Genomic DNA, 23,434 nt, shown 5'->3' with positions numbered 1-23,434 from the left:
ACGCCACGCTAGATGGTGGTGTCGTACTTGACGTTCTTGAGCTGTGTGTTTTCGTAGATGGCTTCCAGCCCGCGCTCCTTGCCGATGCCGGACTGCTTGTAGCCGCCGAAGGGCGCGTCGAACGACGTCCGCAAACCCGTATTGATGGCCACGCTGCCCGATTGCAGGCCGCGCGCCATGCGCAGGGCGCGGCCGCCGTCGCGCGTGTACAGCACCGCGGCCAGGCCGTAGCGCGTGTCGTTGGCGATGCGCAAGGCGTCGGCCTCGTCGCTGAAGCCGATGACGGATTGCACCGGGCCGAAGATTTCGTCCTGCGCGCTCTGCATGCGCACATGGGAGTTCAGCAGCAGCGTGGGCGACACGAAGTAGCCCTTGGCCGTGTCGCCTTCCAGCTTCGCGTTCCCGTAGTGCGCCGGCAGCGCGCCCTCTTCTTGCGCCAGCGCCACGTACTGCTCGACGCGTTGCTTCTGGGCCGCGCTGACCAGCGGCCCCATCTCGGTGGCCGGGTCGGCGGGCGAGCCGATGCGCACGGCGTCCAGGCGTTGCGTCAGCAGGCCCAGGAATTCCTCGCGCACCGATTCCTGCACCAGCAGACGGGTGCAGGCGATGCAGACCTGGCCGGAGTTCTTGATGATGTCGCCCGCGGCCACGGCCGCGGCCTTGTCCAGCGGCGCGTCCTCGAACACGATCAGCGGCGACTTGCCGCCCAGTTCCAGCGTGACCCGCTTCACGTCCGCAGCTCCTGCCGCCAGAATGCGCGCGCCCGTTACGGTGCCGCCGGTGAACGACACCCGCGACACCAGCGGATGGGTGACCAGCCGTTCGCCCACCGTGGCGCCCGGGCCGTTGACCACGTTGACCACGCCGGGCGGAAAGCCGGCTTCCTCGAACAGCCGCGCCAGCGCCATGGTGGACAGCGGCGTCACCTCCGAGGGTTTGAGGATCACCGTATTGCCCGCGGCCAGCGCCGGGCCAAGCTTGTTGACGGTGAGCGTCATCGGGTAATTCCACGGCATGATGAGCGCGCACACGCCCAGCGGCTCGCGTATCGTGAAATTGAGCACGTCGATGTTGCCCACGGGAATGGTCTCGCCGCGCAGGGCAGGAATGATGCCGGCGAAGTACTCCAGCGATGCCGGCATGCCCTTGAGCGAATCCAGCGAATGCGTGATGGGCTTGCCCACATTCAGCGTTTCGATCCAGGCGAGTTTCTCGCGGTCGCGCTCGAACAGCTCGGCCAGGCGCCGCAGCAGCTTGCCGCGCTGGGCCGGCGTGGTTTTGCGCCAATGCGTCTCGAAGGCAGTGTGCGCGGCCTGCACGGCGGCGTCGACGTCGGCGGCCGATGCCTCATGCACATGGGCGAGCACCTGCGCCGTGGCCGGATTGAAGGTCTCGAACGTGCGGCCTTCGGCGCCTGCGCGCCAGTTTTCCCCGATCAGCAGTTCGTAGGGGTGGGAATCTATGACATCCATGCGGGCGCTCCTTACGCGGCCATTTGCAGGTATAGGGATTGGATTTCTTCGGGTGCCAGGACGCGCGGATTGATGGGCATGGAGGCGCTCAGCATGGCCTGGCTGGCAAGCTGCGCGGCGTCCTGCGCCGACAGCGCCAATCCAGCGAAGCGCAGGGGAATGCCCGCCAGCCGCGCCAGCGACTCGACCGCCTCGATCAGGGCCAGGGCGTCCTGTTGTTCGTCTGCGCTGGCGGCAATGCCCAGGGCGCGCGCGGCCTCGGCGTAGGGAGCGGCGGCGGTCTGCGCCGTGTGGCGCGCCACCACGCTGAAGATCGGACCCAGCACTTCCGCGTGCGCCATGTGGACGCGCGATTCCAGCGGCGTGCACATGGCGTGCACCGCGTCCACCTTGCTCATGCCGATGGCAAGTCCCGCCATGTAGGCGCCCATCTGCATGTCGGCGCGCGCGCGCAGGCTGTCCGGCGCGCGCAACACTTCGGGCAGTGCGCGCATGCACAGGCGCAAGGCCTGCAAGGCCATGGCCTTGCCGACGGGAGAAGGATCGGTGTTGATCCACGCGCCCAAGGCATGCAGCACGGCGTCGAAGCCGCCCTGTGCGGTAGGGCGCGGCGGCAGGCTGAGCGTCAGATCGGGCTGCAACGTCACCAGCGACGGACGGGCGCGGTTCGAGCGGTACAGGCGCTTGCGGCCGTCGTCGCCCTGGATCAACGCGGCCGAACTGCTTTCGCTGCCGGTGCCCGAGGTCGTGGGCACGGCGATGAAGAGCGGATCGGCGCCGTCGGCGGTGGAGTTCAGCCAGGCCTGTCCGCGCGGCGCCTGCAATTCGTCGGCATCGAAGCCGCCCGCCAGGCAGGCGTAGACCGCTTTGGCCACGTCGATGGCGCTGCCCCCGCCCACCGCCAGCACGCTGGCGCAGCCTTGCTCGCGCGCCACGCGCAGCGCGGCCCGCACCTGATCCAAGGCAGGATTGGGCACCACGCCGTCATATACATGCCATTGCAGTCCCGGCACGGCCGCAAGCGCCACCGCGACGGAAGCGCCCACCGCGCCCCAGGTGCCGGCGTCAGTCACCACCAGCGGCAGGCGCAGGCGCGGACCGGCAGCGGCGAGGGTTCTGGCCAGGGCGTCCGCGCCCCAGTGGCAAACGCCCGGCCAGGCCATCACGCCCTGGGCCTGAAGCGCACAATCTTGCTGACCGCTCACATCGTCCTCCTGATCTTGCATAATTTGCTATGCGAATTTATAATTCATTTAGTGAATTGATAATAGAAAAGGAGCTTGTCCATGTCAAGAGCCTCATCCCGCACGCCCGCCCCCAACGCAGCCGAAGACGCCGCCGAACCCGACCGCCAGTTCGTCACCGCGCTTGCCCGCGGACTGGAAATCCTGCGCTGCTTCAGCGCCGAACGGCGCATGCTGGGCACGACGGAACTGGCTCATCTGACCGGCCTGGCCCAACCCACGGTCTGGCGGCTGTGCCATACCCTGCAAAAGACGGGATTCCTGACCGCCGTGCCGGGCAAGGACAAGCTGCAGCTGGGCATCGCCGCCATCGCGCTGGGCGGCGCCGCGCTGGCGGGACAGGAAGCGCTGGACGTCATCCGGCCGCTGCTGCAATCCCTGGCCGACCGCTACCAGGTCGCGGTGGCCCTGGGCCGGCGCGACGGCGACAGCATCGTCTACCTGCTGCGCTGCCAAGGGAACTCGCCGCTGCTGATGAACCTGCGCGTGGGTTCGCGCATTCCGCTGTTCCACAGCGCGATCGGCTGGGCCTACCTGGCCTGCTGCTCGCCCGAAGAACGCGAGACCCTGCTCCAGGAAGCCCGCGCATCCGGCAAGGCCGGCGATACTGCGGAACAACAGGCCATCGCCGAGGCCATCGCCCTGTATGCGGAGCGCGGCTTCGTCTATCACGAGCGCCCCGCCTACCAGATCAATACGGTGGCCGCCGCCATCGAATTGCCCGCCGGCGAACGCTACGTGGTCAGCTGCGGCGGCCCTGCAGCGCTGCTGCCCCGATCGCTGATGCTCGACGAAGCCGGCCCCACGCTGCAGCGGCTGGCAGGCGAGCTGCAACCCATTCTGCTGATGGGGAGGCACGTGTGAACCAGGCTTTCTCGCCGACCAGCGCCCCCGTCGTTCCGCAACGCTGGCCCACCCGCATCACCGAACTGATGGGCATACGCTGGCCGCTGCTGTTGGGCGGCATGATGTGGTTGTCCGATGCGCGTCTGGTGGCGGCCATGGTGCGCGCCGGTGGCATGGGCTTCATCACCGCGCGCAGCTCGCGCACCGACGAGGACTTCAAGCAGACGCTGCGCGACTGCGGCGAGCTGACGGGCGGCCTGCCCTTCGGCGTCAACCTCACGCTATCGCGTCGCGCGGCCCACAACGACGCCATGCTGACGCGGCTGCGCATCGCCCTTGAAGCAGGCGTGCGTCTCTTCGAAACGGCGGGGCTGCCGCCCACGCCGCTACTGCCCGCCCTGCGCGAGGCCGGCGCCATCGTCATCCACAAGTGCGCGCACGTGCGCCACGCCGTCGCGGCGCAAAAAATGGGCGTGGACGCCATCACCCTGGTCGGCATGGAAGAAGGCGGCCACCCGGGCAGCAATCAGCTGCCCACGTTCCTCAACGGCGCTTACGCCCTGGAACAGCTGCGCATTCCGCTGGCGCTGGGCGGCGGCATCGGCCACGGCCGGCAGATCGCTGCGGCGCTGGCGCTGGGCGCCGACGCGGTGGTGATGGGCAGCGTCTTCACCCCGGCGCTGGAAACCCCGGCGCACACCGCGTACAAGCAACGGGTGGTCGACACCAGCGAGCACGGCACCCGCGCCGTGCTCGGCAGCCTGGGCGACACCTGGCGCATCCTCGACAACGAAAATGCGCGCAAGGTCGCCGCCCTGGAGCAGGCCGGCGCAAACAGCTACGCGGACTTCGGCGAACTGATCAGCGGCGAGCGCACCCAGGCCCTCGCCTATCAGGCGGGCCAACACGAAGAAGGCATGCTGTCCATGGGACCGGCGGTGGGTTTTGCCCGCGGCATCGAGCCCGTGGCAAGCATCGTCCGGCGGCTGCAGCAGGAATGCGTGCAGGCCAGCGCGCGCTTCCGGCGGATGGTCGATTCCGCCTGAGGTCCGCCCCGCGCCAGCGGGATATTCCGCACCCTGGATCCCTGCCCCGCCCTTGCGCGCGGCAGGGATTTTTCATGCGCATGCACGGCCGATTTGGCCGCCGACAGGAAGCCCGTTATTGCGGCGTCCTGGCGGCCGCAGTATCATCAATTCATTAAACGAATTAATAATTCGCACAATGAATTATTAAGCAGACCACCCAAGAGTCTGCCCCGCGCATCGCAAGCGCGCTCAACCCAGAAAAACAGGAGACAGGAATGAAGTTCAGCAAGTTGGTCGCGGCAGCCCTGCTGGCCGCCGGCTTCGCGACGGCGGCCACGGCCGGGGAATGGCCGGACAGGCCGATACGGGCGGTAATCGGCTTTGCGCCGGGAGGGCCTTCCGACATCGCGTTCAAGATGATGCAGGACGAGTTGAGCAAGAAGCTCGGCCAGCCCGTCATCCCGGAATACAAGCCGGGCGCCAACGGCAACCTCTCGCTGCTGGCCGCGGCCAGCGCCCCCGCCGACGGCTACACCATCCTGTGGACCAACGCCGCCACCATCGCCGTCAACCAGTACCTGTACAAGGACCTGAAGGTCGATCCGGCCAAGGCCTTCGCGCCCGTGGCGCAACTGACGGATTCGCCGCTGGTGGTGGTGGTGCCCAAGGATTCGCCGTACCAGACCATGGCGGACCTGATCGCCGCCATCAAGGCGGACAAGCAGGCCACGCTGACCTACGGATCGCCGGGCTACGGCAGTTCGGCGCACACCGCGGCCTCCTCGCTGGCGCTGGCGCTGAACACCAAGCTCACGCACGTGCCGTACAAGGGCAGCGCGCCCGCGCTGCAAGACCTGATCGCCGGACGGCTGACCTTCATGATCGACAGCCGCTCCAGTTCCCTGCCCTACATCAAGGACGGCATGCTGCGCCCCCTGGCGGTCAGCGGCGCCGCCCGCGTCAAGGATCTGCCGGACCTGCCCACCATCGCCGAGTCCGGCGTTCCCGGCTTCAAGGTCACCACCTGGCAGGCGGTGGTCGTCCCCGCCGGCACGCCCAAGCCCATCATCGACAAGCTGGCCCAGGCCCTGGAAGAAACCGCCGCCATGCCCATCGTGCAGGAACGGTTCGAGCGCATCGCCACGCCGCTGGTCAGCAGTTCGCCCGAGGCGTTCGCCAAGTTCTGGGCGGAGCACCGCGAGGTCACCCGCGACCTCGTGGAACGCGCCAACCTGAAGCTGGAGTAAACGCATGAGCAACATCGACCTGACGCCCGAACAACAGGAACTCCAGCACAGCATCCGCCGCTTCATGCTGGCGGAAGTGGCGCCCATCGTCGCGCAGCACGAAAAGGCGCGGACCTTTCCGTTCGAGCTCATGCCCAAGCTGGCGGAACTCGGCTACCTGGGCGGCAACCTGCCGGAAGACCAGGGCGGGCACGGCATCGACATGCCCACCTGGGCCATGATGATGGAAGAGCTGGGCTACCACTGGCTGTCGTTGCGCACCATCGTCAACATCACCAACGGCTCCATCAAGCGCCTGGCCGCCCATGGCTCGCCGGCGCAGAAGAAGAAGTACCTCGGACCGCTCATGTCCGGCCGCCTCAAGGCCTGCACCGGCCTGACGGAACCGAACACCGGCTCCAACATCGCCGGCATCCAGACGCGGGCCGAGCTGGTGGGCGACGAATGGGTCCTCAACGGCCGCAAGCTGTGGATCACCAACGGCTGCGACGCGGACTTCGCCATGGTGGTCGCGCGCACATTCAGCCCCACCTGCGACGGCAAGCTGTCGACCTTCATCGTCGAACGGGCGCTTGCCAGCTATGACGTGCGCAAGCTCGACACCATGGTGCTGCGCTGCACCGGCACGGCCGAACTGGGTTTCACCGACGTGCGCATCCCGAAGGAAAACCTGGTCGGCGTCGAAGGCGCGGCGCTCGCCGGCACCCTCAAGGGCCTGGACGCCGCGCGCCTGAACATCGCCATGGGCGCCGTCGGCGCCGCGCAGGCGGCCTTGGACATGTCCATCGACTATGCCAAGCAACGCGAGCAGTTCGGCCGCCCCATCGGCAGCTTCCAGCTGGTGCAGAAGCACATCGTCGACATGACGGTGCGCGTCGAAGCGGCGCGCGCCCTGGGCATGCGCGCCGCCCACGCGCTGGAAGCCGGCAAGGACGTGCGCCAGGCCTGCTCCATCGCCAAGCTCTACGCCACCGAGGCCGCCCATGAAGTGGCCAACATGGCGCTGCAGGTGCACGGCGGGCTGGGCTATTCGGAGGAGTACCCGATAGAGCGCATCTTCCGGGATACGCGCGGCGGCATGATTCCCGAAGGCACGACGGAGATCCAGACGCTGATCGCGGGGCGGGAGATCCTGGGGATGAACGCGATCAGCTAGGCAGCGGAAAAGCCTACACCCCGGCGTCGTGCTCCCAGGCACGCATCCGGGTGCGGCAATGCCGCAGCGCACGCGTGAGATGCTTGTTCACCATGTCGGTGGATATGTCGAGCTTGCGGGCGATCTCGCCGTGAGACATGCCTTCGACCTGCCGCATCAGGAATGCTCGGCGGCAAGCGGACGGCAATTCGTCCAAGGCCCGCTCCAGACGCGTCAATTGCTGACGGCGGTACAGCTGTTCTTCCTGCAGCGGCGCCTCGCATCGCACGGCTTCCGCTTCGGCATCGAGCGGCAGCGCCTGGATGCCGCGCCGGCTGCGGTACAGATCAGAGCAAAGATTGAGTGCAGCGCGAAACAGGAAGGCCCGCGGCTGGACGATGACGCAATCAGCGTTGCGGTCCAGCACGCGCGCATAAGCCTCCTGGGCCACGTCGGCAGCGTCGTTCGCGTCGCCGAGCTTGCGCCCCAAAAACCGCAGCAACTCTTTGTAGTACTGCTCCATTCGGACATTCCCCCGCGATGATTCCGAATAAGGCGCGACTGGTGAAATCCTGGATAATCCCACCTGATTCCATGCGTTCCACCCCTCGGCGCCGCAGCGCGACCGAAGTGTAACAAATCTCATTCATATTAACTGCCATGGCCGTCCCTCCCACGACTTTCTCCGGCAAGCAGGATGATCTCCTGACCGAGCAGGCCGTCGAATGGTGCGTGCGCATACACGACGAATCCTGTTCCGAACAGGACCGCGCTGCCCTGCAGGCCTGGCTCGAGGCGGATCCGCGCCATGCCCGCGAATACGAAGCGGTGCGTGATCTGTGGTCGCTGTCCCGGGAACTGCCGGCTGCTCCGGCGACCGGAGCGGCTCCCGCCCGGGCATCGCGCACGCCGCGTCCCTACACCCGCTGGGCGCTCGGCGCCTGCGCGCTGGCTCTGGGTTGTTGGGCCGCGGGCTGGTGGTTCGCCCTGCTCCCCAGTGCCTACCATCGGTATGCCAGCGGCACACAGATGACCACCGTCACACTGGGCGACGGCACCGAAGTCGACATGAACATCGACACCTCCATGGTGTATCGCAACTACCGCGACACCCGGCGTGTGCGCCTGAGCGACGGCGAGGCCTATTTCCGCGTGTCGCACGACGCCGACCACCCTTTCGTCGTGGAGGCGGGCCGGGGCACCATCACCGTGACAGGCACCGCATTCAATGTCTGGAAATCCGGCGACACCGTCGTCGTCACCCTGCTCGAAGGCAGCGTCGACTTGCGCACCGACACAGGCGGCAGGAAGGTCAGCATGCAAGCGCTGACGCAGGCGCGCTACACCGAACGCAACGAGCCCCAGACCCGCAGCGTCAACGGCACAGCGTCGACCGCCTGGCGCAACGGCAAGCTGGTGCTCGACAACACCACGCTGCGGGACGCCATCATGCAGATCAATCGCTACCTGCCCGTCGAGGCGCGCTACACGTCGATCGACCCCGCGATCGCCGGCCTGCGCCTTGGCGGCACCTACGAGGTACGCAATGTTGCCGAGCTGGCCCAGGCCCTGCCCAACATTCTTCCCGTCCGCTCCTTGCGGCGTCCGGACGGCAGCCTGGCCCTGGTGGCTGGTCCGGCTCCATAGCGCCCGGCCAACGCCTACTCGGCGTTGAAGTTTCATTTGGTTTCAATTTCCCATTCCTAGCGCGACCGCGAATTTCGTCTCAGAGATTGATAACGGTAATTATTTTCAATCTCTTTTGGACAGCCCATGCGAGCCAGATCGACCGCGTCCCTCCGCGCACCGCTTGTTCCCTTCATCCCCCGCCGTTCCCTCCTGCCGCTGCTGGGGGCATGCGCGTGGCTAGGCGCCGCTTGCGCGCAGGCGGCACCGGTCGATATCGACATTCCATCCCAGAGCCTGTCGCGTGCCTTGCACGAGCTTGGCAATCAGGCCCGGCTGCAGGTCCTGTATAGCCAGGACCTGGTCGAAGGCCTGCGCAGTCCGAACGTACGCGGCCGCATGGAGCCGGCAGAGGCCTTGGAACGCCTGATAAACGGCCGCGGCATTCGCTATTCGATCCAGAACAACACGGTTACCCTGACCCCGCAGCCCCACACGGCCACGCTGCCGGCGGTGAATGTCGTGGGGACATTGCCCGACTCTGAAACCTATGTGGCCACCGCCACGCTGGCCGGCACCAAGACGGATACCCCGCTGATCGAGGTGCCGCAATCGATCTCGGTGGTCACGGCCGCGCAGATCCGGGAACAGAACCCGCAGACACTGGGCGATGCAGTGCGCTACATCCCCGGCATCGTGGTGCAGGAAGGCTTCAACCGCACCGATGATCCGTTCATCATTCGCGGCTTCGATGTCCGCACCAACCCAGGCGTAATGTTCCGCGACAGCCTGAAAGTGCCGCTGCCACACTACAGCGCAATGTCCGAGCCCTATGCGCTCGATCGCATTGAAGTCGTGAAAGGCCCCGCGTCGGTCCTGTATGGCCAAGCCTCGCCTGGCGGGATTGTCAACGTGGTGTCGAAGCGGCCGACCGATACGCCCTTGCACGAACTGCAACTCAGCGGCGGCTCGCACAACAACAAGCAACTGGCGGGCGACTTCGGCGGTCCTCTCGATGACGCAGGGCGGCTCACTTACCGATTGACCGGCCTGGTGCGCGACGCCGACACCATGATCGACCATATTCCGGACGACCGTCTCTACCTGGCGCCCGCGCTCACCTGGCGCATTGCGCCCGACACCTCTCTGACCTTGCTTGCGAGCTACTTGAAGAACAAGACCATCAACAACGCGGGTTATCCGCTGGAAGGGTCGGTGCTGCCCAATCCCAACGGCCGCATCTCGCGCGACCGTTTTACCGGCGAACCCGACTGGAGCAAGTGGAACCAGGAAGTGGGCAACGTGGGATACCAATTCGCGCACCGCTTCAACGAAACATGGCAGTTCAGGCAGAACCTGAACTACGCCCAATCCCGCAACCGAGTGAACCATGTGTACTGGAACACCTGGGTGCCTGGCAGCAATTTCTCGACAGCCGAACGCGGCGCCTACCGGCGCGACGACGACGCGCATGGCGTCAGCGTCGACAACCAGTTCGAAGCAAAGTGGGAGACCGGCCGCTTCAAACAGAACGTGCTGTTCGGCCTCGATTACACCGAGACCTCTTTCACACGCAAGCAGTATGCCGGCTACAACAACCTGACGCCGATCAACTTCTTTGATCCCGTGTATGGGTCATCCGTGGCACTGCCGGCCGAGCCCAACACCTACACGAACGAGAAGCGCAGCCAGGTCGGCCTGTACTTGCAGGACCAGATCAAGTTCGACGACAAACTGGTGCTGGTCCTCGGCGGCCGCTACGACAGCGCCGACAGCAGGACGCTCAACAAGCTCAATGACAGCAATACGCGCACTGACGACAATGCGTTTACGTACCGCGTCGGCTTGCTCTACCTGGCGGAAAACGGCGTGGCTCCATACGTCAGCTACTCCACCTCATTCCAGCCCCAGACTGGCACCACCTCGCCCGCGCGCGGCACCGCCCCTTTCGACCCCACCAAGGGAAAGCAATGGGAAGCTGGCGTGAAGTACCAGCCCAGTGGCTCGAACTCCTTCGTCACCGCGTCCGTGTTCGAACTCACGCGTACCAACGTGCCCACGACCGATCCCGACAACTCCATCTACAACGTGCAGGAAGGCGAGGTCCGGTCGCGCGGCCTGGAACTGTCCGCTACCGCCAATCTGGCCGCGGGATGGAACCTGATCGCGGCGTACACCTACACGGATGCCGAAATCACCAAGAGCAATTCCAACACGCTGGGCCGCACGCCCGAGGCCGTGCCGCGCAACATGGCCTCGCTTTGGTCCGACTACACAGTGCAATCCGGTGCGCTGGCGGGGTTGAATGTCGGCGCCGGCGTGCGCTACATCGGTTCTTCCTTCAACGGCGCCAATAGCGCCAAGGTCGGCGACTACACGTTGTTTGACGCCGCGCTGCGTTATGACTTCGGCACGCACAGCCCTGCGCTGAAGGGCTGGATGGCCGATGTGACCGTGCGCAACCTGTTCAACAAGGACTACGTGGCTTCGTGCACGTACGCCTGCTTCTTCGGAGAAAGCCGGACGGTGCTGGGCCGGGTGACGTACAAGTGGTAGCGCCCCCGCGTCACTCCAATTTCAGCCGCGACACCATCGGGCCGAACTGCGCGAACTGCCCCTTCAGCAAGGTATTCATGTCGGCGGGGCTGGATCCGCGCGGTTCGGCGCCCAGTTCGGCAAGACGCTGACGGATGGCGGGCTGCTGGACGGCCTTGGCCACCGCCTCGCCGATGCGCGCCACGACGGCGTCGGGCGTCTGCGCCGGTGCAAGCAAGCCGTTCCATCCCTCGGTGTCGATGCCGGTAAAGCCCAGCTCGCTGGCGGTGGGCGTATCCGGCAAGGACGGCGAACGCTGGGGTGAGGTGACGGCCAGCGCGGTCAGGGAGCCCGCCCGGATATCGCTCAGCGAGGAAGACAGCTGGTCACCGCCCATCTGGATGCGGCCCGCCAGCATTTCGCTCTTCAACGGCGCGGCGCCCTTGAAAGGCACGTGGGTCATGGCGGCGCCAGTCTGCTCCTGGAACCATATGCCGAACACGTGGATATAGGAGCCGGGACCCGTGGAGCCGTAAGCGTAATGCGTGGAAGGGTTCTGCTTGAGCAGCTCGGCGAACTCGCGCAGGTTGCGGGCCGGCACCGAAGGCGTGGACGTGATCACCAGCGGCACGTTGGCCACCACGCTGACGCTGCGCAGATCGGCCAGGGGATCGAAGTTCAGCCGCTTCGCGCCCTGCGCCACCAGCGCGGCCAAGGGGTAGGAAATATTGGCCATCAGCACCGTATAGCCGTCGGGCGCGGCCTTGGCCACGGCATCGGCGCCCAGCAGGCCGCCCACGCCCGGACGGTTCTCGACCACCACTGGCTGTCCCAGCTCCTGCGACATGGGCGTCGCGATCAGCCGCGCGATCAGGTCGGTGGTTCCGCCGGCGGCAAAGGGCACGACGATCTTCACGGGCCTCGCCGGCCAATCCGCGGCGCTCGCCACGCCCAGGCTGGACGCCAGGCCCATGGCCAACAGCAGTCTGGCCCAACGGCGCCGGGCGGGGTTCGTCACGGATCGGTACACCAAGCAACTTGCGATTCGCATTTCTGGAGCTCCAAGAGGGGATCGTGGCCGCGCGCCCCGACGCCATGCATGGCGCCGGAGTTTCTGGATACCTGATGAAAAACCTGGGCTGAGGGCGTCTCGTCGCGGATGCGCTTGCGCAACATGCCGTTGTGTTCGATATCGACCTCGACCGTATCGCCGTCCTTCATGTAGCGCTTGGGATGATGGCGGCTGTCCGGAGAATATGTAGTCACATTAAATATATATATTCTGGTTTTCCCTCTATGATTTTCATAGACAAAAACCCTATCGTTCCTCATGACTTCCGCCTCCCCCCCTTTCCGGACCGCGGCATCGGCCCTGGCCAATGACATCCGCGCAGACATCATCACGGGCAGCCTGCCCCCTGGGGCGCGCCTGCGGATCAAGGATCTCTGCGACCGCTACGACAGCGGCGCCATTCCGCTGCGGGAGGCGCTCTCGCGCCTGGCCACCAGCGGATTCGTGGTGGCGGAAGACCAGCGCGGTTTCCGCGTGGCGGACGTGTCGGCGGAAGAACTGCTCGACATCACCGAAACCCGCATCCATATCGAATGCGAAGCGCTGCGCCGCGCCATTGCGCGCGGCAGCCTGGACTGGGAAGAGCGGCTGGCCGGCGCGCACCACCGCCTCAGCCGCCTGCCCCTGCATGCGCCGGACGGATCGGGGCTGTCCGCCGAATGGGAACAAGCGCATTCCGCCTTCCATTCCGCGCTGATCAACGGCAGCGACTCCAAGTCGCTCATCGCCATCGCCGAGTTGCTGCGCGACCAGACGGCGCGTTACCGGTACCTGTCGGTGCAACGGAATTCCGGCGCCAAGAACGCCAGGGCCCCAAAGAAGAGCAAGGAACGCGACATCGCCGGCGAACACCGCGGCCTACTGGAAGCCGCGCTTGCCCGCGACGCCGGCGCGGCCGCCGAACTGCTGGCCCAGCACCTGCGCCAGACCACCCAACTGGTGCTGGCGCAGATTCCAAGCCACTAGAAGCAGACCTGGTCTTCGACCGAACGCCGGCGTCGCGCCCCCGGGGAACAACCCGGCGCTCCACATCAAAACCACAACCTACCAAAAGTAAGTTACTATTGGTAGGTTAACTATTTTGATGGAGTCGATACGCCATGCACGCGCTCATTGTTGTCGCACATCCCGACCCTGCATCGCTTACCCACGCGGTGGCAGAACAGATCGCGGAAGGAATTTCCGCGTCCAATTCCGAGCATTCCTTCGAAGTCGCCGACTTGGCCGCGGAAGGTTTCGATCCTAGATTCACCCAGCCAGACACGGCGCTGGCCATGGGCCGGGGCGAGCCGCTCGCGGAAGTCGCCGCGGAACATGCGCGACTCGAACGCGCCGACGCGCTGGTGCTGGTCTACCCCGTGTACTGGTGGTCCTTCCCGGGCTTGCTCAAGGGTTGGATCGATCGCGTGTTCACGCAGGGCTGGGCCTATGAAGACGCGGATGGCAAGCTGGTCAAGAAGCTGCAGCGCCTCAAGGTGCATCTGGTGGCGCTGGGCGGAGCCAACCAGCGCACCTATGCGCGGCACGGCTACTTCGGCGCCATGAAGACGCAGATCGACCACGGCATCTTCGGCTACTGCGGCGCCCAAGTGCTCAGCTCGGACTTGCTGCTGCCCTCGGACGCCGGTTTTCCCGCCGCGCATCTCGCGACCGCCCAGGCGATCGGCGGGAAGATTTTCTCCTCGCGTGCTGTAATCCGCGAGGAGGAAGTCGAACCATGACAGCAAAAGCACCAAGCACCGCCAAGGCCGCCACGCAGCGCCGCCTGTCCCGCGACGAGCGCCAGCGCCAGTTGCTGGATGTCGCCTGGAAACTGATCAGCGACGAAGGCACGGACGCGCTGACCCTGGGACGGCTGGCGGCGGAAGCAGGCATCACCAAGCCCGTGGCCTATGACCACTTCGGCACGCGCAATGGCTTGCTGGTGGCGCTGTACCAGGACTTCGATGTGCGCCAGACCGCGCTCATCGACGCCGCGATCGCCGCCAGCAAACCGGCCCTGAAGGAAAAAGCCCGAGTCATTGCATCGGGCTACATCGAATGCGTCATGACCCAGGGGCGCGAGATTCCCGGCGTGCTGGCCGCTCTGGGCGGCTCGCCCGAACTGGCCGCGGTCAAGCATCAGTACCAGCAGGCCTTCATCGAGAAATGCCAGGCCATACTTGCGCCTTACGCCGGACCCGCGGGAATTCCGGCCGCCGGCATGTGGGCGATGCTTGGCGCGGCCGATGGCCTGGCGCACGCGGCCGTGGCCCAGGACATCAGCGTGGAGCAGGCGCGCGACGAGTTGATGGAAACCATCGTGGCGATGGTCAAGCGCAGCAAGTAATCCAGATTCCTCAGCGCAACGGCATCGCCACCGGGCGCAGCGGCGCCGCATCGCCGCCGCGGATCTTGAGCGGCCCGCCGATGAAGGCGAATTCATAGACCTGGTCGCGCGACAGCTCGTCCAGCGCAGCGAGTTCGATGATGGGCACGCCCTTCTGCGCCAGCAGATAGGTATGCAGCGGCACATAGTCGTCGGACACTTCAGAGGGGAAGGTCTCGAAGCTGAGGTTGTCGGCGCCCAGGATCATGGCGCCGCCTTCCTCGACCAGGTAGCGCGCCGCATCCAGGCCCATGCCCGGCGGCTTGGCCATGTAGGCCGCCGGATCGTTGTACAGCTTCATGCGGCCGGTGCGGATCAGCACGATGTCGCCTTCGCGCAGCTCGGTCTTCTGGCGCGCCAGCGCGGCCTTCAGGTCCTGCCGGGTGATGCGGTACTGGTCAGGCAACATGTCCACGCCCTTGAGCGCGGCCACGTCGATCAGGACGCCGCGCGCCACCAGGGGCGGGAATTTCTCGATGCCGGTGCGCTTCCAGCCGCGGTCGCCCAGATGCTCATCGGCACGGAAGCCGTTCCAGATCTTGCCGTGGATGCCGAAATGGTTGAGCGCGTCGATGTGCGTGCCGGTGTGGCTGTACATCGAGAACGCCGTGCCGGTGTAGCTGCGCATGGCGTTCATGTCCTGTCCCACGCCCATGGGGTCGTCGACCTCGGTGCCGCGCGGCGTGTGCGTCATCCAGAACTGGTAGTGGGGATCGCCCGCGTCCTGCCAGCTGGGCATGCCCACGTAGTATTCCGTGGCCAGATCGTAGACCTTGCCGCCGGCCACGCGCGACATGACCGCGGCGCGCGACTCGGGCGTGATCAGATTGAGGCGGCCGATTTCGTCGTCCGGGCCCCAGGGGCTGATGCCCACCTCCTGGCCGGACGCGGGCGCCCGGGCCGGCGCGCCATGCGCGAGGACGTTGAGGCTGAGGGCGGCGCCCAGCGCCAGGCCGAGCAGCTTGCGGGTGTAGCGGATAGTCATGATGCACCTTGTGCGTGTAGCTGCCGTCCTGCGGACGGCAAGAATGGAAAGAAAGAAAACGTGGGCGACGTCGCGGTACGCGGCGATCAGGCCCCGGCGGCAGCCGGCATCAGCGCTCGCAACCGGTCCCGCAGATCAGCCGTCGACATGGTCCGCAGGCGGGCACGGTGCGGCCCGGCGATCAGCGTAGGAATGGAATCGATGGCCATCCGCGCGGCGGCCGCGCGGTCGGCCTGCACGCGCCGCAGCGCCTCCTCGCCCTGCATCAACGCGGCGAATTCGCCGCGCTCGTGGCCCAGCGCGGCGGCGATATCCAGCAGCACGGCGCTATCGCCGATGTTGCGGTGCTCGCTCAGGTGGGCGTACTGGATCGCGTCGAACATGTCCCAGTGGCCCCCATCGCCGGCCAGCAGGTGGGCAGCCTGGCAGGCCAGCGCGCCCGCCATGCCGCTGGGATAATCGAATGGTTCGGCGCGCATGCCCTCGACATCGATGCGGGGCTGGTCGTCATGGCGGGCGCAGGCTTCCCAGTGGCCCAGGATCACCTGCTTGGCGCGCTCCATCGAGCCAAACACCTGGCACATCTGTTCGGGCGAGTCCTGCAGCACGAAGCTGCGCTGGCGCACGGCAATGCCCAGTTCGGCTGCTACCTGGCGCAGGCGCGGGGACATTACATAGCACCAGCCGCAGACCACGTCATGGAAGAAGTCCACGGTCAGCGGCGCGGCGGGTGCGTAATCGGGGGTCGAAGTCATGATGGCGTCCATCTCGTTTCAATGGACGCCAGCTTAAGGACGGGCCGGCGCGGGAGTAAGGTGTCCGCCGGCAGGACTTTATTAACTGGCCGTCAACAATCGCCTTGCATCGCCGCCGGCAGGTGCGCCACCAGGAAATCCACGAAGGCCTTGACCTTGGGCTGCAGGTGGCGGCTGGTCGGATAGACCGCGTATACGTGGCGCGGCGCGGCCGGCAGTTGCGGCAACACGCGCGCGAGCCGGCCGCTGGCGATGGCCGGCGCGGCCAGAAACGACGGCAGCGCGCCTATGCCCAACCCCGCTTCCAGCAGGTCCCGCAGCATCAGGCTGTTGTTGACCTGCACCTGCGCGGGTCCGGCGAGCGGATCCGCCTGCTGGCCGGCTTGCTCGTCCGCAACGGCGCCGGGGCTTTCGGCCAGGCTATAGCTGAGGATGTCATGCCCCCGCAGCGCCTCCACGCTGTCCGGACGGCCGCGGCTGTCCAGGTAGGACGGCGCCGCGCACAGCACCTGCGTCAGCGACGCCAGCCGGCGCGCGATCAGCGACGAATCATCCAGCTGGGCGCGCAGCCGGATCGATACGTCGAAGCCCTGCCCCACCGCGTCGACCAATCGGTCTTCCATGGCCAGGTCCAGCCGCAGTTCGGGATACTGGCGCAGAAAACGCGCCAGCAGCGGCGACAGCACGCTCAGGGCGAACGAGACCGGCGCGTTCACGCGCAGCCGCCCCGAAACCAGCCGGGATTCCCGCTTGACGGATTTTTCCAGGGCGTCCAGCTCGTCCAGCAGCCGGCAGCATTCGGCGTAATACGCCGCGCCAGTGTCGGTCAGGCTCATCTTGCGGGTGGTGCGCTGGATCAGCACGGCGCCCAGGTGGGCTTCCAGCGCCCGCAGCTGCTTGCTGAGGCCGGCGGACGACATGTCCAGATCCTCGGCGGCCTTGGCGAGGCTGCCCAGTTCCACGATGCGCCGGAAGGCGCGCATGTAGTTGAAGGTGTCCATGCTTGCGGTTCAGTGTTTGCGTGCGCGGGCTTTGCGTCTGCCTTGCGCCGCTTTCAATTCCTCGTCCGACAGGGTGTGCTGGGACGAATCCATCAGCCGTTCGACGGCCAGCTCCACGAAGGCCCGCGCGCGCCGCGGCGCCGAGCGGCTGCCATAGTAGACGTACACGCCCAGATGGTCGCTGACATGCTCGCACAGCACCGGCACCAGGCGGCCCGCGCGGATATGCGGAGCCGCCATGACGCCGGTCAGTTGCGCCATGACCTGGCCGGCCAGGGTGGCCTGAAGCTCCAGGTCCATGTCATTGGTGCATAGCGCCGGCGCGAGATCGTATTCCGCCCAATTGCCGCCGGCACGCACGGTCCATGGCATGGGCTTGCCTGTGTTCGGATGGCGGTAGACGCTGCAACGGTGCGCTACCAGCTCGGCAAGGCTGGCCGGCATGCCATGCCGCGCCAGGTACTGCGGCGCCGCGCAGATGACGAGCTGCAGCGGAAACAGCCGGCGCGCAATCACGCCATCCGCGGGCGCGGTGCCGGTGCGGAAACCCACGTCCACGCGATCCATCACCCAATTGCCGATGTGATCGTCCAGCTGCACGTCGGCTTGCACTGCGGGATACAGGGTGCAGAACTCGTCCAGCACCGGCTGCAATACCGATAGAAAGGTAGATCGCGGGCCGGCGATGCGCAGCGGACCGGCGATTTCCTCGCGCGCGCCGCGCACGCCTTGCACGGCCTTCTGCAGCGCAATCAGGCCGGGTTGCGCCGCCTCCAGAAACTGCTGCCCGGCATCGGTAAGCGCCATATTGCGCGTGGTGCGATGAAACAGCCGGGCGCCCAGGAATTGTTCAAGCTGGGCGAGCGCCTGGCTGGCGGCCTGCGGCGAGATGCCCTGCGCGATCGCGGCCTGGCGCAAGCTGCCCAGCTCCGCCGCCTTGGCAAAGATCGTGATGGCGCGCAATTCGTTGATGGGCATGGAGTGGAAGTCGGCAGGATGTCACGCGATTATCAAGTAAACCTTGTCTATTTAACAAGGGAATAGGCAGTAGTTGATTGTCGGTCTCGTCGGTACAGTCCATCTCATCGCTTCTACCCGGAAGCGGCTGAAACGAAGCACCCCACCCTCGAAAGGACTGACCCATGACTACCTCTTCCTCCCAACGCGTCTGGCTCATTACCGGCGCATCGCGCGGCTTCGGCGCCCGCATCGCCCGCGCCGCCCTCGACCGCGGCGATGCCGTGGTCGCCACCGCCCGCAAGCCCGAAGCCGTGACCCGGGCGCTGGGCGCGCATCCCGCCCTGCTGCCGGTGGCGCTGGACGTGACCGACGAAGCGCAGGCGCAACGCGCCGCCGCCGCTGCCCTGGAGCGCTTCGGCCGCATCGATATCCTGGTGAACAATGCCGGTTACGGCCTGCTGGGCGCCGTGGAAGAGGCCAGCGCGGATGAAGTCCGCCGCCTGTACGAAACCAACGTCTTCGGCCTGCTCAACATCACCCGCGCCGTGCTGCCCGCCATGCGCCGGCAGCGCATCGGCCGCATCGTCAACTTCTCGTCCATCGGCGCCGTGCGTGCGGCTGCAGGCTTCGGCGTGTACAGCTCGACGAAGTTCGCCGTGGAAGGCCTGTCGGAGGCGCTGCGCGCGGAACTGGCCCCGCTGGGCATTCACGTGAGCTCGGTGCAGCCCGGCTACTTCCGCACGGATTTCCTGGATTCGAGCTCATTGGCCGTATCGCCAGCGACGATCGGCGATTACGCCGCCACCGCCGGCCGGGTGCGCGACGCCGCGCGGGACCTCAGCCACAAGCAGCCCGGCAACCCCGAGCGCCTGGCCGACGCCATCCTCGCCCTGGTCGATGCGCCGAATCCGCCCGCGCGCCTGCCCTTGGGCACGGACACGCTGGACGCCATCGGGCAGCGATTGGCCGAGGTCGAGCGTGAGACGGAACAGTGGCGCGCGGTTGCTGTGTCCACGGATTTCTAGGCCCGGTTTCACCCGTCGCCCCTCGGGCCCGCGGTCCTTCTGCGCCGCTGGCAAGGGCGGCGGCGCCCATGGCCTCTCAGCCGGGCATATACCCCGACAGCCCATCCCACAGCAGTTTCAAGGCCGTGACGATCAACAAGCAATAGCAGGCCTTGTACATCTGCCGCTGATCCAGCTTCGCGTGCAGGCGCCAGCCCAGCCACACGCCTGCGGGTATCGCCGGAAGGCAGATCGCCATCAAGATCCAGACGTTCCCCGCCGGCTGCGCCAGCGCCAGCCAGGGTACGGCCTTGATGAGATTTCCCACCGTGAAGAACATGCTGGTGGTGCCGGCATAGACCTGTTTGCTCAGGCCCAGCGGCAACAGATACATCGCCAGCGGCGGTCCGCCCGAATGCGCGACCATGGTGGTGATGCCGGACGCCACGCCGGCGGCCACGGCCTTGGGACGCGAGCGCGGCCGGATTGCGACCTGACCGCCGCGCATGAACCACAAGCCCACGAATGCCAATGTGATAGCTGCCATCACAATGGCGATTGCGCGGTGGTCCAGCCCGCGGAACACGAGGTAGCCAGCCCCGATACCGAGGACCAGGCCGGGCAGCAGCAAGGCGAGATCGGGCCTGGACCATGTGGATGGCCGCCAGTAGCGCAGACCATAAAGATCCATCGCGACGAACAGGGGCGCGAGCAGGCCGCCGGCCGTCACGGGATCCATGACGAGCGAGAGCAGCGGAATGCCGATGATGGCGAAGCCGCCTCCAAACGCGCCCTTCATGAAGCAGATCAGGAAGACGCCCGCGAAGGTGACCAGGATGGTGCCGACGGTCAGTTCCATGTCGTCCGTCAATCAAGGAAAAGAGGCATCGTATGCGCGCATATCAGTACAATCAAATTATTGTCATGGATACATTTCATCATGCCGCAAGCGCGCTACAAGCAGTTGGTGGACCGCCTGGCCGATGACATCCGCCAGGGTCGGCTGAAGCCCGGAACGGCGCTGCCGACCCACCGCCAGTTGGCGGCGCGCGAACGCATTTCGCTGGCCACCGCCACGCGCACCTATGCCGAACTGCGGAACATGGGCCTGGTCGCCGGCGAGGTGGGCCGCGGCACCTATGTGCGGGAACCGCTGCCCTCCAGCGAAGAAGTCGGGATGCATATCGCCAGCGGCGATCTGGCGGACCTCACCTTCAACTACCCGGCCTTGCCCACGCAGACCGAGCTGCTGCGCACGGCGCTGCGACAACTGGCCTCAACGGGCGAACTGGAATCCGTCCTGCGTTACCAGCCACATGGCGGCCGGTCGCACGAACGGGCCATCGTCGCGGAACATTTGCGGAGCCGGGGCCTGTCGGTCGCCGCGGATTCCGTGCTCATCGTCAATGGCGCCATCCATGGGCTCGCCACCGTCGCCATGTCCTTGCTGCAGCCCGGCGACGTGGTGGCGGTGGACGCCCTGAGCTATCCCGGCATCAAGGTGGTGGCGGAGCAGTGCAGGCTGGAGCTGGTCGCGATCCCCGCAGGCAGGGGCGGCCCCGACCTGGAAGCGCTGCAGGCGCTATGCCGCAACCGCAAGGTCCGGGCCTTGTACTGCATGCCTACGCTGCACAACCCGCTGGGTTGGGTCATGTCCCAGGCCGAGCGCGACGCCCTCATTGCCGTGGCGCGGCGCCATGGATTGCTGCTGCTGGAGGATGGCGTCTACGCCTTTCTGGAAGCCAAGGCCCCCCCTCCCCTGGCTGCGCTGGCGCCCGACATCACCGTCTACGTATCCAGCCTTTCCAAGAGCGTCGCCGCGGGCCTGCGCTTCGGCTTCGTGAGCGCGCCGGCGGCCTTCGTCCCAAAGATCAACCGCGCCATACGCGCCACCGCCTGGAACACGCCCAGCCTGGTGACGTCGCTCTGCTGCGGCTGGCTGCAGGACGGCACGGTGGCGCGGCTGGAACGGGAAAAGCGCCGCGATGCCGGCGCGCGCCAGGCCATCGCCGCCAAGGCGCTGGCCGGCTTGCAGACCGTGCGTCATCCGGCGTCCTACTTCGTCTGGCTGCCCATGCCGGGCGAGGTGCGCTCGGACGCGGTCGCCAAGCGGCTCAGGGAGGAAGGCGTCCTGGTATCCACCGCGGAACCCTACGCCATGGGCGGACACCCCCCGCATGCCATCCGGCTGGCACTGGGCTCGGTCACCCACGCCAAACTACGACAGTCCCTGGAGACCGTGGCTACCACCGTGTTCAGCCTTGACTACTGACGGCTGCCCCGCCTAGCCCCCGTTCGAGCGAGCCGCCTCAACCAGGTTGTTGCGCAACGCGACGACCTGCGCCCTCAGGGATGCGAACTGATCGCTCGTGAGCCCGCATGCATCGCTCAGGTTGATGCCCGCGGTCTTCTCGCGCAACAGTCTGCCTTCGTCGGTCAGGCAGATCCGCACCTGCCGTTCGTCCGCCGAGTCGCGCACCCGCTCCAGATAGCCCATGCCTTCGAGCTTCTTGAGTATCGGCGTGAGGGTATTGGATTCCAGGAAGAGCTTTTCGCCCAGGCCGCTGACGGTCTGCGCGTCTTCCTCGAAGAGGGCAATCATCGTCACATATTGCGTGTAGGTCAGCCCGAGCGCGTCGAGGATGGGACGGTATACCCGGCCGAACGCCAGGTTGGTCGAATAAACGGCGAAACAGAGGAATTCCGCGAGCTTTCTCTGCGACGGATCGGTGGCGGTCTTGGGCTTCTTCATCTGCACCTCGTGGAGATCTGGTCTGGTCAATGGCGCCACTTTACATCGCATACGATGCTGTCGCAAACGATTTGATACCAATTTCCCTTCGAACACTCTTGACCTGGACATTCTCGATCTTTACCATGCGCCTAAATCGCATACGATTTAATCGAATTCGATCAAAAACTCAATCCCAGGAGCTCACCATGCCCACCCGAATCCAGAAAGTCCTCTTGACCGGCAAGACCCATACGACCCTCGCCCGCAGCTACGCCTCCCAAGGCGGCGAGGAACGGCTCGACATCCGTCTTTCGACCCCCAACAACCCGGATCTGGTCCACGCGTTCGAAGATATCCAGCCGCATCCGACGGCGGAACAGCTTTTCGCCGGCGCCTGGTCCGCCTGCTACACCAGCGCGCTGGAAGTCATCGCCAAGCAGATGAAGGTGCAATTGCCGGCCGATCGCGCGGTGGAGGTGGAAGTGGACCTGGGCATGTCGGGCAGCGCCTACTTGCTGCAGGCCCGCTTCAACGTGTTCCTGCCCGGACTGGATCCGGCCCTCGCCGAACAGATTGCCCACGCGGCCGACGAAATTTGCCCGTATTCGAAGGCCACGCGCGGCAACATCGACGTGAGCTTGAGCGTTCATGTGTCCTGAACGGGAATCGACGTGCGCAAGCTCTTGCTCGTCCTCATCCTGTTCGCCGGCGGGCTGGCGCACGAGCTGCGCAACCCGCTGAGCTGCCAGACCATCACGGCGCGCAAAGACGTAGGCACGCGCCGCCAAAAGCGAGAGTCCTGAACCAGAGCCAGGGTCTCGCGCCCCTTCCCCACTCTGCACATAGCGGTGCATCCCATGCTGATCATTCTTGTGGCCTTTCTCGGCGGCGTCCTCACCATAGCGAGCCCGTGCATCCTGCCCATCCTGCCCTTCGTGTTCGCGCGCGGCTCGGGTTCATTCCGGACTCATGCCTTGCCGCTCCTCGCCGGCATGGCGGTGGCCTTTGCGGCGGTCGCGAGCCTCGCGGCTGTCGGCGGAGCCTGGGTCGTGACGCTCAACGAGGGCGCGCGCTACGCCGCGATGGGATTGCTGGCGCTTTTCGGGCTGGCGCTGCTGCTGCCCGCCGTGGGCGACTGGATGAGCAGGCCCCTGGTTGCGCTGGGCAACCGCTTGACCGGCGCGGCGTCCGGCTCGCCGCGCGCGGCGCCGTTGCTGTCCCTAGGACTGGGCGTGGGCACCGGCCTGCTGTGGGCGCCGTGCGCCGGACCCATCCTGGGGCTGCTGCTCACCAGCGCGGCGCTCAACGGGGCGAACGTCCAGACCTCCTTGCTGTTGCTGTCATTCGCTTGCGGCGCGGCGGTGGCGCTGGCCGCGGCGCTCTGGCTGGGGCGCGGCATGGCGACCGCCCTGCGCCGCATGC

25 protein-coding genes are annotated in these 23,434 nt (G+C 66.3%); 14 read left to right on the top strand and 11 right to left on the bottom strand.

The genetic code is table 11. From position 1 onward, the window contains the following. Positions 1-8 precede the first annotated feature (8 nt). Both WBB14_RS29505 and WBB14_RS29500 read right to left on the bottom strand, forming a co-directional pair. Complete coding sequence (locus tag WBB14_RS29505) at positions 9-1,472, bottom strand: aldehyde dehydrogenase family protein (protein ID WP_424242899.1); 1,464 nt, start codon at positions 1,470-1,472, stop codon at positions 9-11. An 11-nt stretch (positions 1,473-1,483) separates the two neighbouring features. Continuing rightward, positions 1,484-2,677 carry an iron-containing alcohol dehydrogenase family protein gene (locus WBB14_RS29500; protein WP_424242898.1) on the bottom strand — a complete coding sequence of 398 codons (1,194 nt, stop codon included), beginning with the start codon at positions 2,675-2,677 and terminating at the stop codon, positions 1,484-1,486. Between the two features lie 81 nt (positions 2,678-2,758). Between WBB14_RS29500 and WBB14_RS29495 the strand changes: the two genes are divergently transcribed. The 4 genes from WBB14_RS29495 to WBB14_RS29480 all read left to right on the top strand — a co-directional run bounded on the left by WBB14_RS29495 (position 2,759) and on the right by WBB14_RS29480 (position 6,993). Continuing rightward, a complete protein-coding gene (locus WBB14_RS29495) occupies positions 2,759-3,580 on the top strand; it encodes an IclR family transcriptional regulator (RefSeq protein WP_424242897.1) in 822 nt (273 codons plus the stop codon). Continuing rightward, complete coding sequence (locus tag WBB14_RS29490; RefSeq protein ID WP_424242896.1) at positions 3,577-4,608, top strand: NAD(P)H-dependent flavin oxidoreductase; 1,032 nt, start codon at positions 3,577-3,579, stop codon at positions 4,606-4,608. The genes WBB14_RS29495 and WBB14_RS29490 overlap by 4 nt, the downstream gene beginning before the upstream one ends. 257 nt (positions 4,609-4,865) lie before the next feature. Then, positions 4,866-5,837 carry a Bug family tripartite tricarboxylate transporter substrate binding protein gene (locus WBB14_RS29485; protein ID WP_013396081.1) on the top strand — a complete coding sequence of 324 codons (972 nt, stop codon included), beginning with the start codon at positions 4,866-4,868 and terminating at the stop codon, positions 5,835-5,837. Positions 5,838-5,841: 4 nt separating this feature from the next. Then, positions 5,842-6,993 (top strand): acyl-CoA dehydrogenase family protein, encoded by a 1,152-nt coding sequence (locus tag WBB14_RS29480; protein ID WP_424242895.1) that lies wholly within the window; start codon positions 5,842-5,844, stop codon positions 6,991-6,993. Between the two features lie 13 nt (positions 6,994-7,006). On the opposite strand, the gene WBB14_RS29475 is transcribed toward WBB14_RS29480, so the two are convergent. Then, positions 7,007-7,495 (bottom strand): sigma-70 family RNA polymerase sigma factor, encoded by a 489-nt coding sequence (locus WBB14_RS29475; RefSeq protein ID WP_424242894.1) that lies wholly within the window; start codon positions 7,493-7,495, stop codon positions 7,007-7,009. A gap of 137 nt (positions 7,496-7,632) precedes the next feature. Between WBB14_RS29475 and WBB14_RS29470 the strand changes: the two genes are divergently transcribed. Both WBB14_RS29470 and WBB14_RS29465 read left to right on the top strand, forming a co-directional pair. Next, positions 7,633-8,619, top strand: a complete 987-nt coding sequence (locus tag WBB14_RS29470; protein ID WP_424242893.1) for a FecR family protein — start codon at positions 7,633-7,635, stop codon at positions 8,617-8,619. A 126-nt stretch (positions 8,620-8,745) separates the two neighbouring features. Further along, positions 8,746-11,154 (top strand): TonB-dependent siderophore receptor, encoded by a 2,409-nt coding sequence (locus tag WBB14_RS29465; RefSeq protein ID WP_424242892.1) that lies wholly within the window; start codon positions 8,746-8,748, stop codon positions 11,152-11,154. A 10-nt stretch (positions 11,155-11,164) separates the two neighbouring features. On the opposite strand, the gene WBB14_RS29460 is transcribed toward WBB14_RS29465, so the two are convergent. Further along, entirely contained in the window at positions 11,165-12,151 is a 987-nt protein-coding gene (locus tag WBB14_RS29460) for a Bug family tripartite tricarboxylate transporter substrate binding protein (protein ID WP_424242891.1), read from the bottom strand. After that, complete coding sequence (locus tag WBB14_RS29455) at positions 12,148-12,354, bottom strand: hypothetical protein (RefSeq protein ID WP_424242890.1); 207 nt, start codon at positions 12,352-12,354, stop codon at positions 12,148-12,150. Before WBB14_RS29455 ends, WBB14_RS29460 begins: the two co-directional genes overlap by 4 nt. A gap of 109 nt (positions 12,355-12,463) precedes the next feature. On the opposite strand from WBB14_RS29455, the gene WBB14_RS29450 reads away from it, so the two are divergent. The 3 genes from WBB14_RS29450 (at position 12,464) to WBB14_RS29440 (ending at position 14,534) form a co-directional block, all read left to right on the top strand. Further along, entirely contained in the window at positions 12,464-13,171 is a 708-nt protein-coding gene (locus WBB14_RS29450; protein ID WP_424242889.1) for a GntR family transcriptional regulator, read from the top strand. 134 nt (positions 13,172-13,305) lie between these two features. Next, positions 13,306-13,926 carry an NAD(P)H-dependent oxidoreductase gene (locus WBB14_RS29445; RefSeq protein ID WP_424242888.1) on the top strand — a complete coding sequence of 207 codons (621 nt, stop codon included), beginning with the start codon at positions 13,306-13,308 and terminating at the stop codon, positions 13,924-13,926. Continuing rightward, a complete protein-coding gene (locus WBB14_RS29440) occupies positions 13,923-14,534 on the top strand; it encodes a TetR/AcrR family transcriptional regulator (protein WP_424242887.1) in 612 nt (203 codons plus the stop codon). The genes WBB14_RS29445 and WBB14_RS29440 overlap by 4 nt, the downstream gene beginning before the upstream one ends. A gap of 10 nt (positions 14,535-14,544) precedes the next feature. On the opposite strand, the gene WBB14_RS29435 is transcribed toward WBB14_RS29440, so the two are convergent. The 4 genes from WBB14_RS29435 to WBB14_RS29420 form a co-directional block, all read right to left on the bottom strand. Beyond that, on the bottom strand, positions 14,545-15,558 hold the full coding sequence (locus WBB14_RS29435) for a cyclase family protein (RefSeq protein ID WP_424242886.1): 1,014 nt from the start codon (positions 15,556-15,558) through the stop codon (positions 14,545-14,547). Between the two features lie 86 nt (positions 15,559-15,644). Continuing rightward, on the bottom strand, positions 15,645-16,325 hold the full coding sequence (locus tag WBB14_RS29430) for a DsbA family oxidoreductase (protein WP_424242885.1): 681 nt from the start codon (positions 16,323-16,325) through the stop codon (positions 15,645-15,647). Positions 16,326-16,405: 80 nt separating this feature from the next. Continuing rightward, on the bottom strand, positions 16,406-17,314 hold the full coding sequence (locus WBB14_RS29425; protein ID WP_424242884.1) for a LysR family transcriptional regulator: 909 nt from the start codon (positions 17,312-17,314) through the stop codon (positions 16,406-16,408). A 9-nt stretch (positions 17,315-17,323) separates the two neighbouring features. Further along, positions 17,324-18,292 (bottom strand): LysR family transcriptional regulator, encoded by a 969-nt coding sequence (locus WBB14_RS29420; RefSeq protein WP_424242883.1) that lies wholly within the window; start codon positions 18,290-18,292, stop codon positions 17,324-17,326. A gap of 164 nt (positions 18,293-18,456) precedes the next feature. Between WBB14_RS29420 and WBB14_RS29415 the strand changes: the two genes are divergently transcribed. Further along, positions 18,457-19,299, top strand: a complete 843-nt coding sequence (locus WBB14_RS29415) for an oxidoreductase (RefSeq protein ID WP_424242882.1) — start codon at positions 18,457-18,459, stop codon at positions 19,297-19,299. 76 nt (positions 19,300-19,375) lie between these two features. Here the strand turns inward: WBB14_RS29415 and WBB14_RS29410 are convergent, their stop codons facing one another. Continuing rightward, a complete protein-coding gene (locus WBB14_RS29410) occupies positions 19,376-20,137 on the bottom strand; it encodes a sulfite exporter TauE/SafE family protein (RefSeq protein WP_424242881.1) in 762 nt (253 codons plus the stop codon). A gap of 81 nt (positions 20,138-20,218) precedes the next feature. Here WBB14_RS29410 and WBB14_RS29405 point away from each other — a divergent pair, with 81 nt between their 5' ends. After that, positions 20,219-21,550, top strand: coding sequence for a PLP-dependent aminotransferase family protein (locus tag WBB14_RS29405; RefSeq protein ID WP_424242880.1), 1,332 nt, complete (start codon positions 20,219-20,221; stop codon positions 21,548-21,550). A gap of 12 nt (positions 21,551-21,562) precedes the next feature. Here WBB14_RS29405 and WBB14_RS29400 read toward each other — a convergent pair whose 3' ends face one another. After that, positions 21,563-22,030 (bottom strand): MarR family winged helix-turn-helix transcriptional regulator, encoded by a 468-nt coding sequence (locus tag WBB14_RS29400; protein WP_424242879.1) that lies wholly within the window; start codon positions 22,028-22,030, stop codon positions 21,563-21,565. A gap of 188 nt (positions 22,031-22,218) precedes the next feature. On the opposite strand from WBB14_RS29400, the gene WBB14_RS29395 reads away from it, so the two are divergent. From WBB14_RS29395 to WBB14_RS29385, 3 genes are all read left to right on the top strand, one after another. Then, complete coding sequence (locus WBB14_RS29395; protein WP_424242878.1) at positions 22,219-22,671, top strand: Ohr family peroxiredoxin; 453 nt, start codon at positions 22,219-22,221, stop codon at positions 22,669-22,671. A gap of 12 nt (positions 22,672-22,683) precedes the next feature. Then, on the top strand, positions 22,684-22,815 hold the full coding sequence (locus tag WBB14_RS29390) for a hypothetical protein (RefSeq protein ID WP_424242877.1): 132 nt from the start codon (positions 22,684-22,686) through the stop codon (positions 22,813-22,815). Positions 22,816-22,869: 54 nt separating this feature from the next. Beyond that, on the top strand, positions 22,870-23,434 hold a 565-nt coding region (locus WBB14_RS29385), incomplete at its 3' end, for a cytochrome c biogenesis protein CcdA (protein ID WP_424242876.1).

Source organism: Achromobacter sp. (assembly GCF_049647645.1).
In the GTDB taxonomy this organism is placed as follows: Bacteria; Pseudomonadota; Gammaproteobacteria; order Burkholderiales; family Burkholderiaceae_B; genus Achromobacter.
This window is presented reverse-complemented; position numbering and strand designations above follow the sequence as displayed.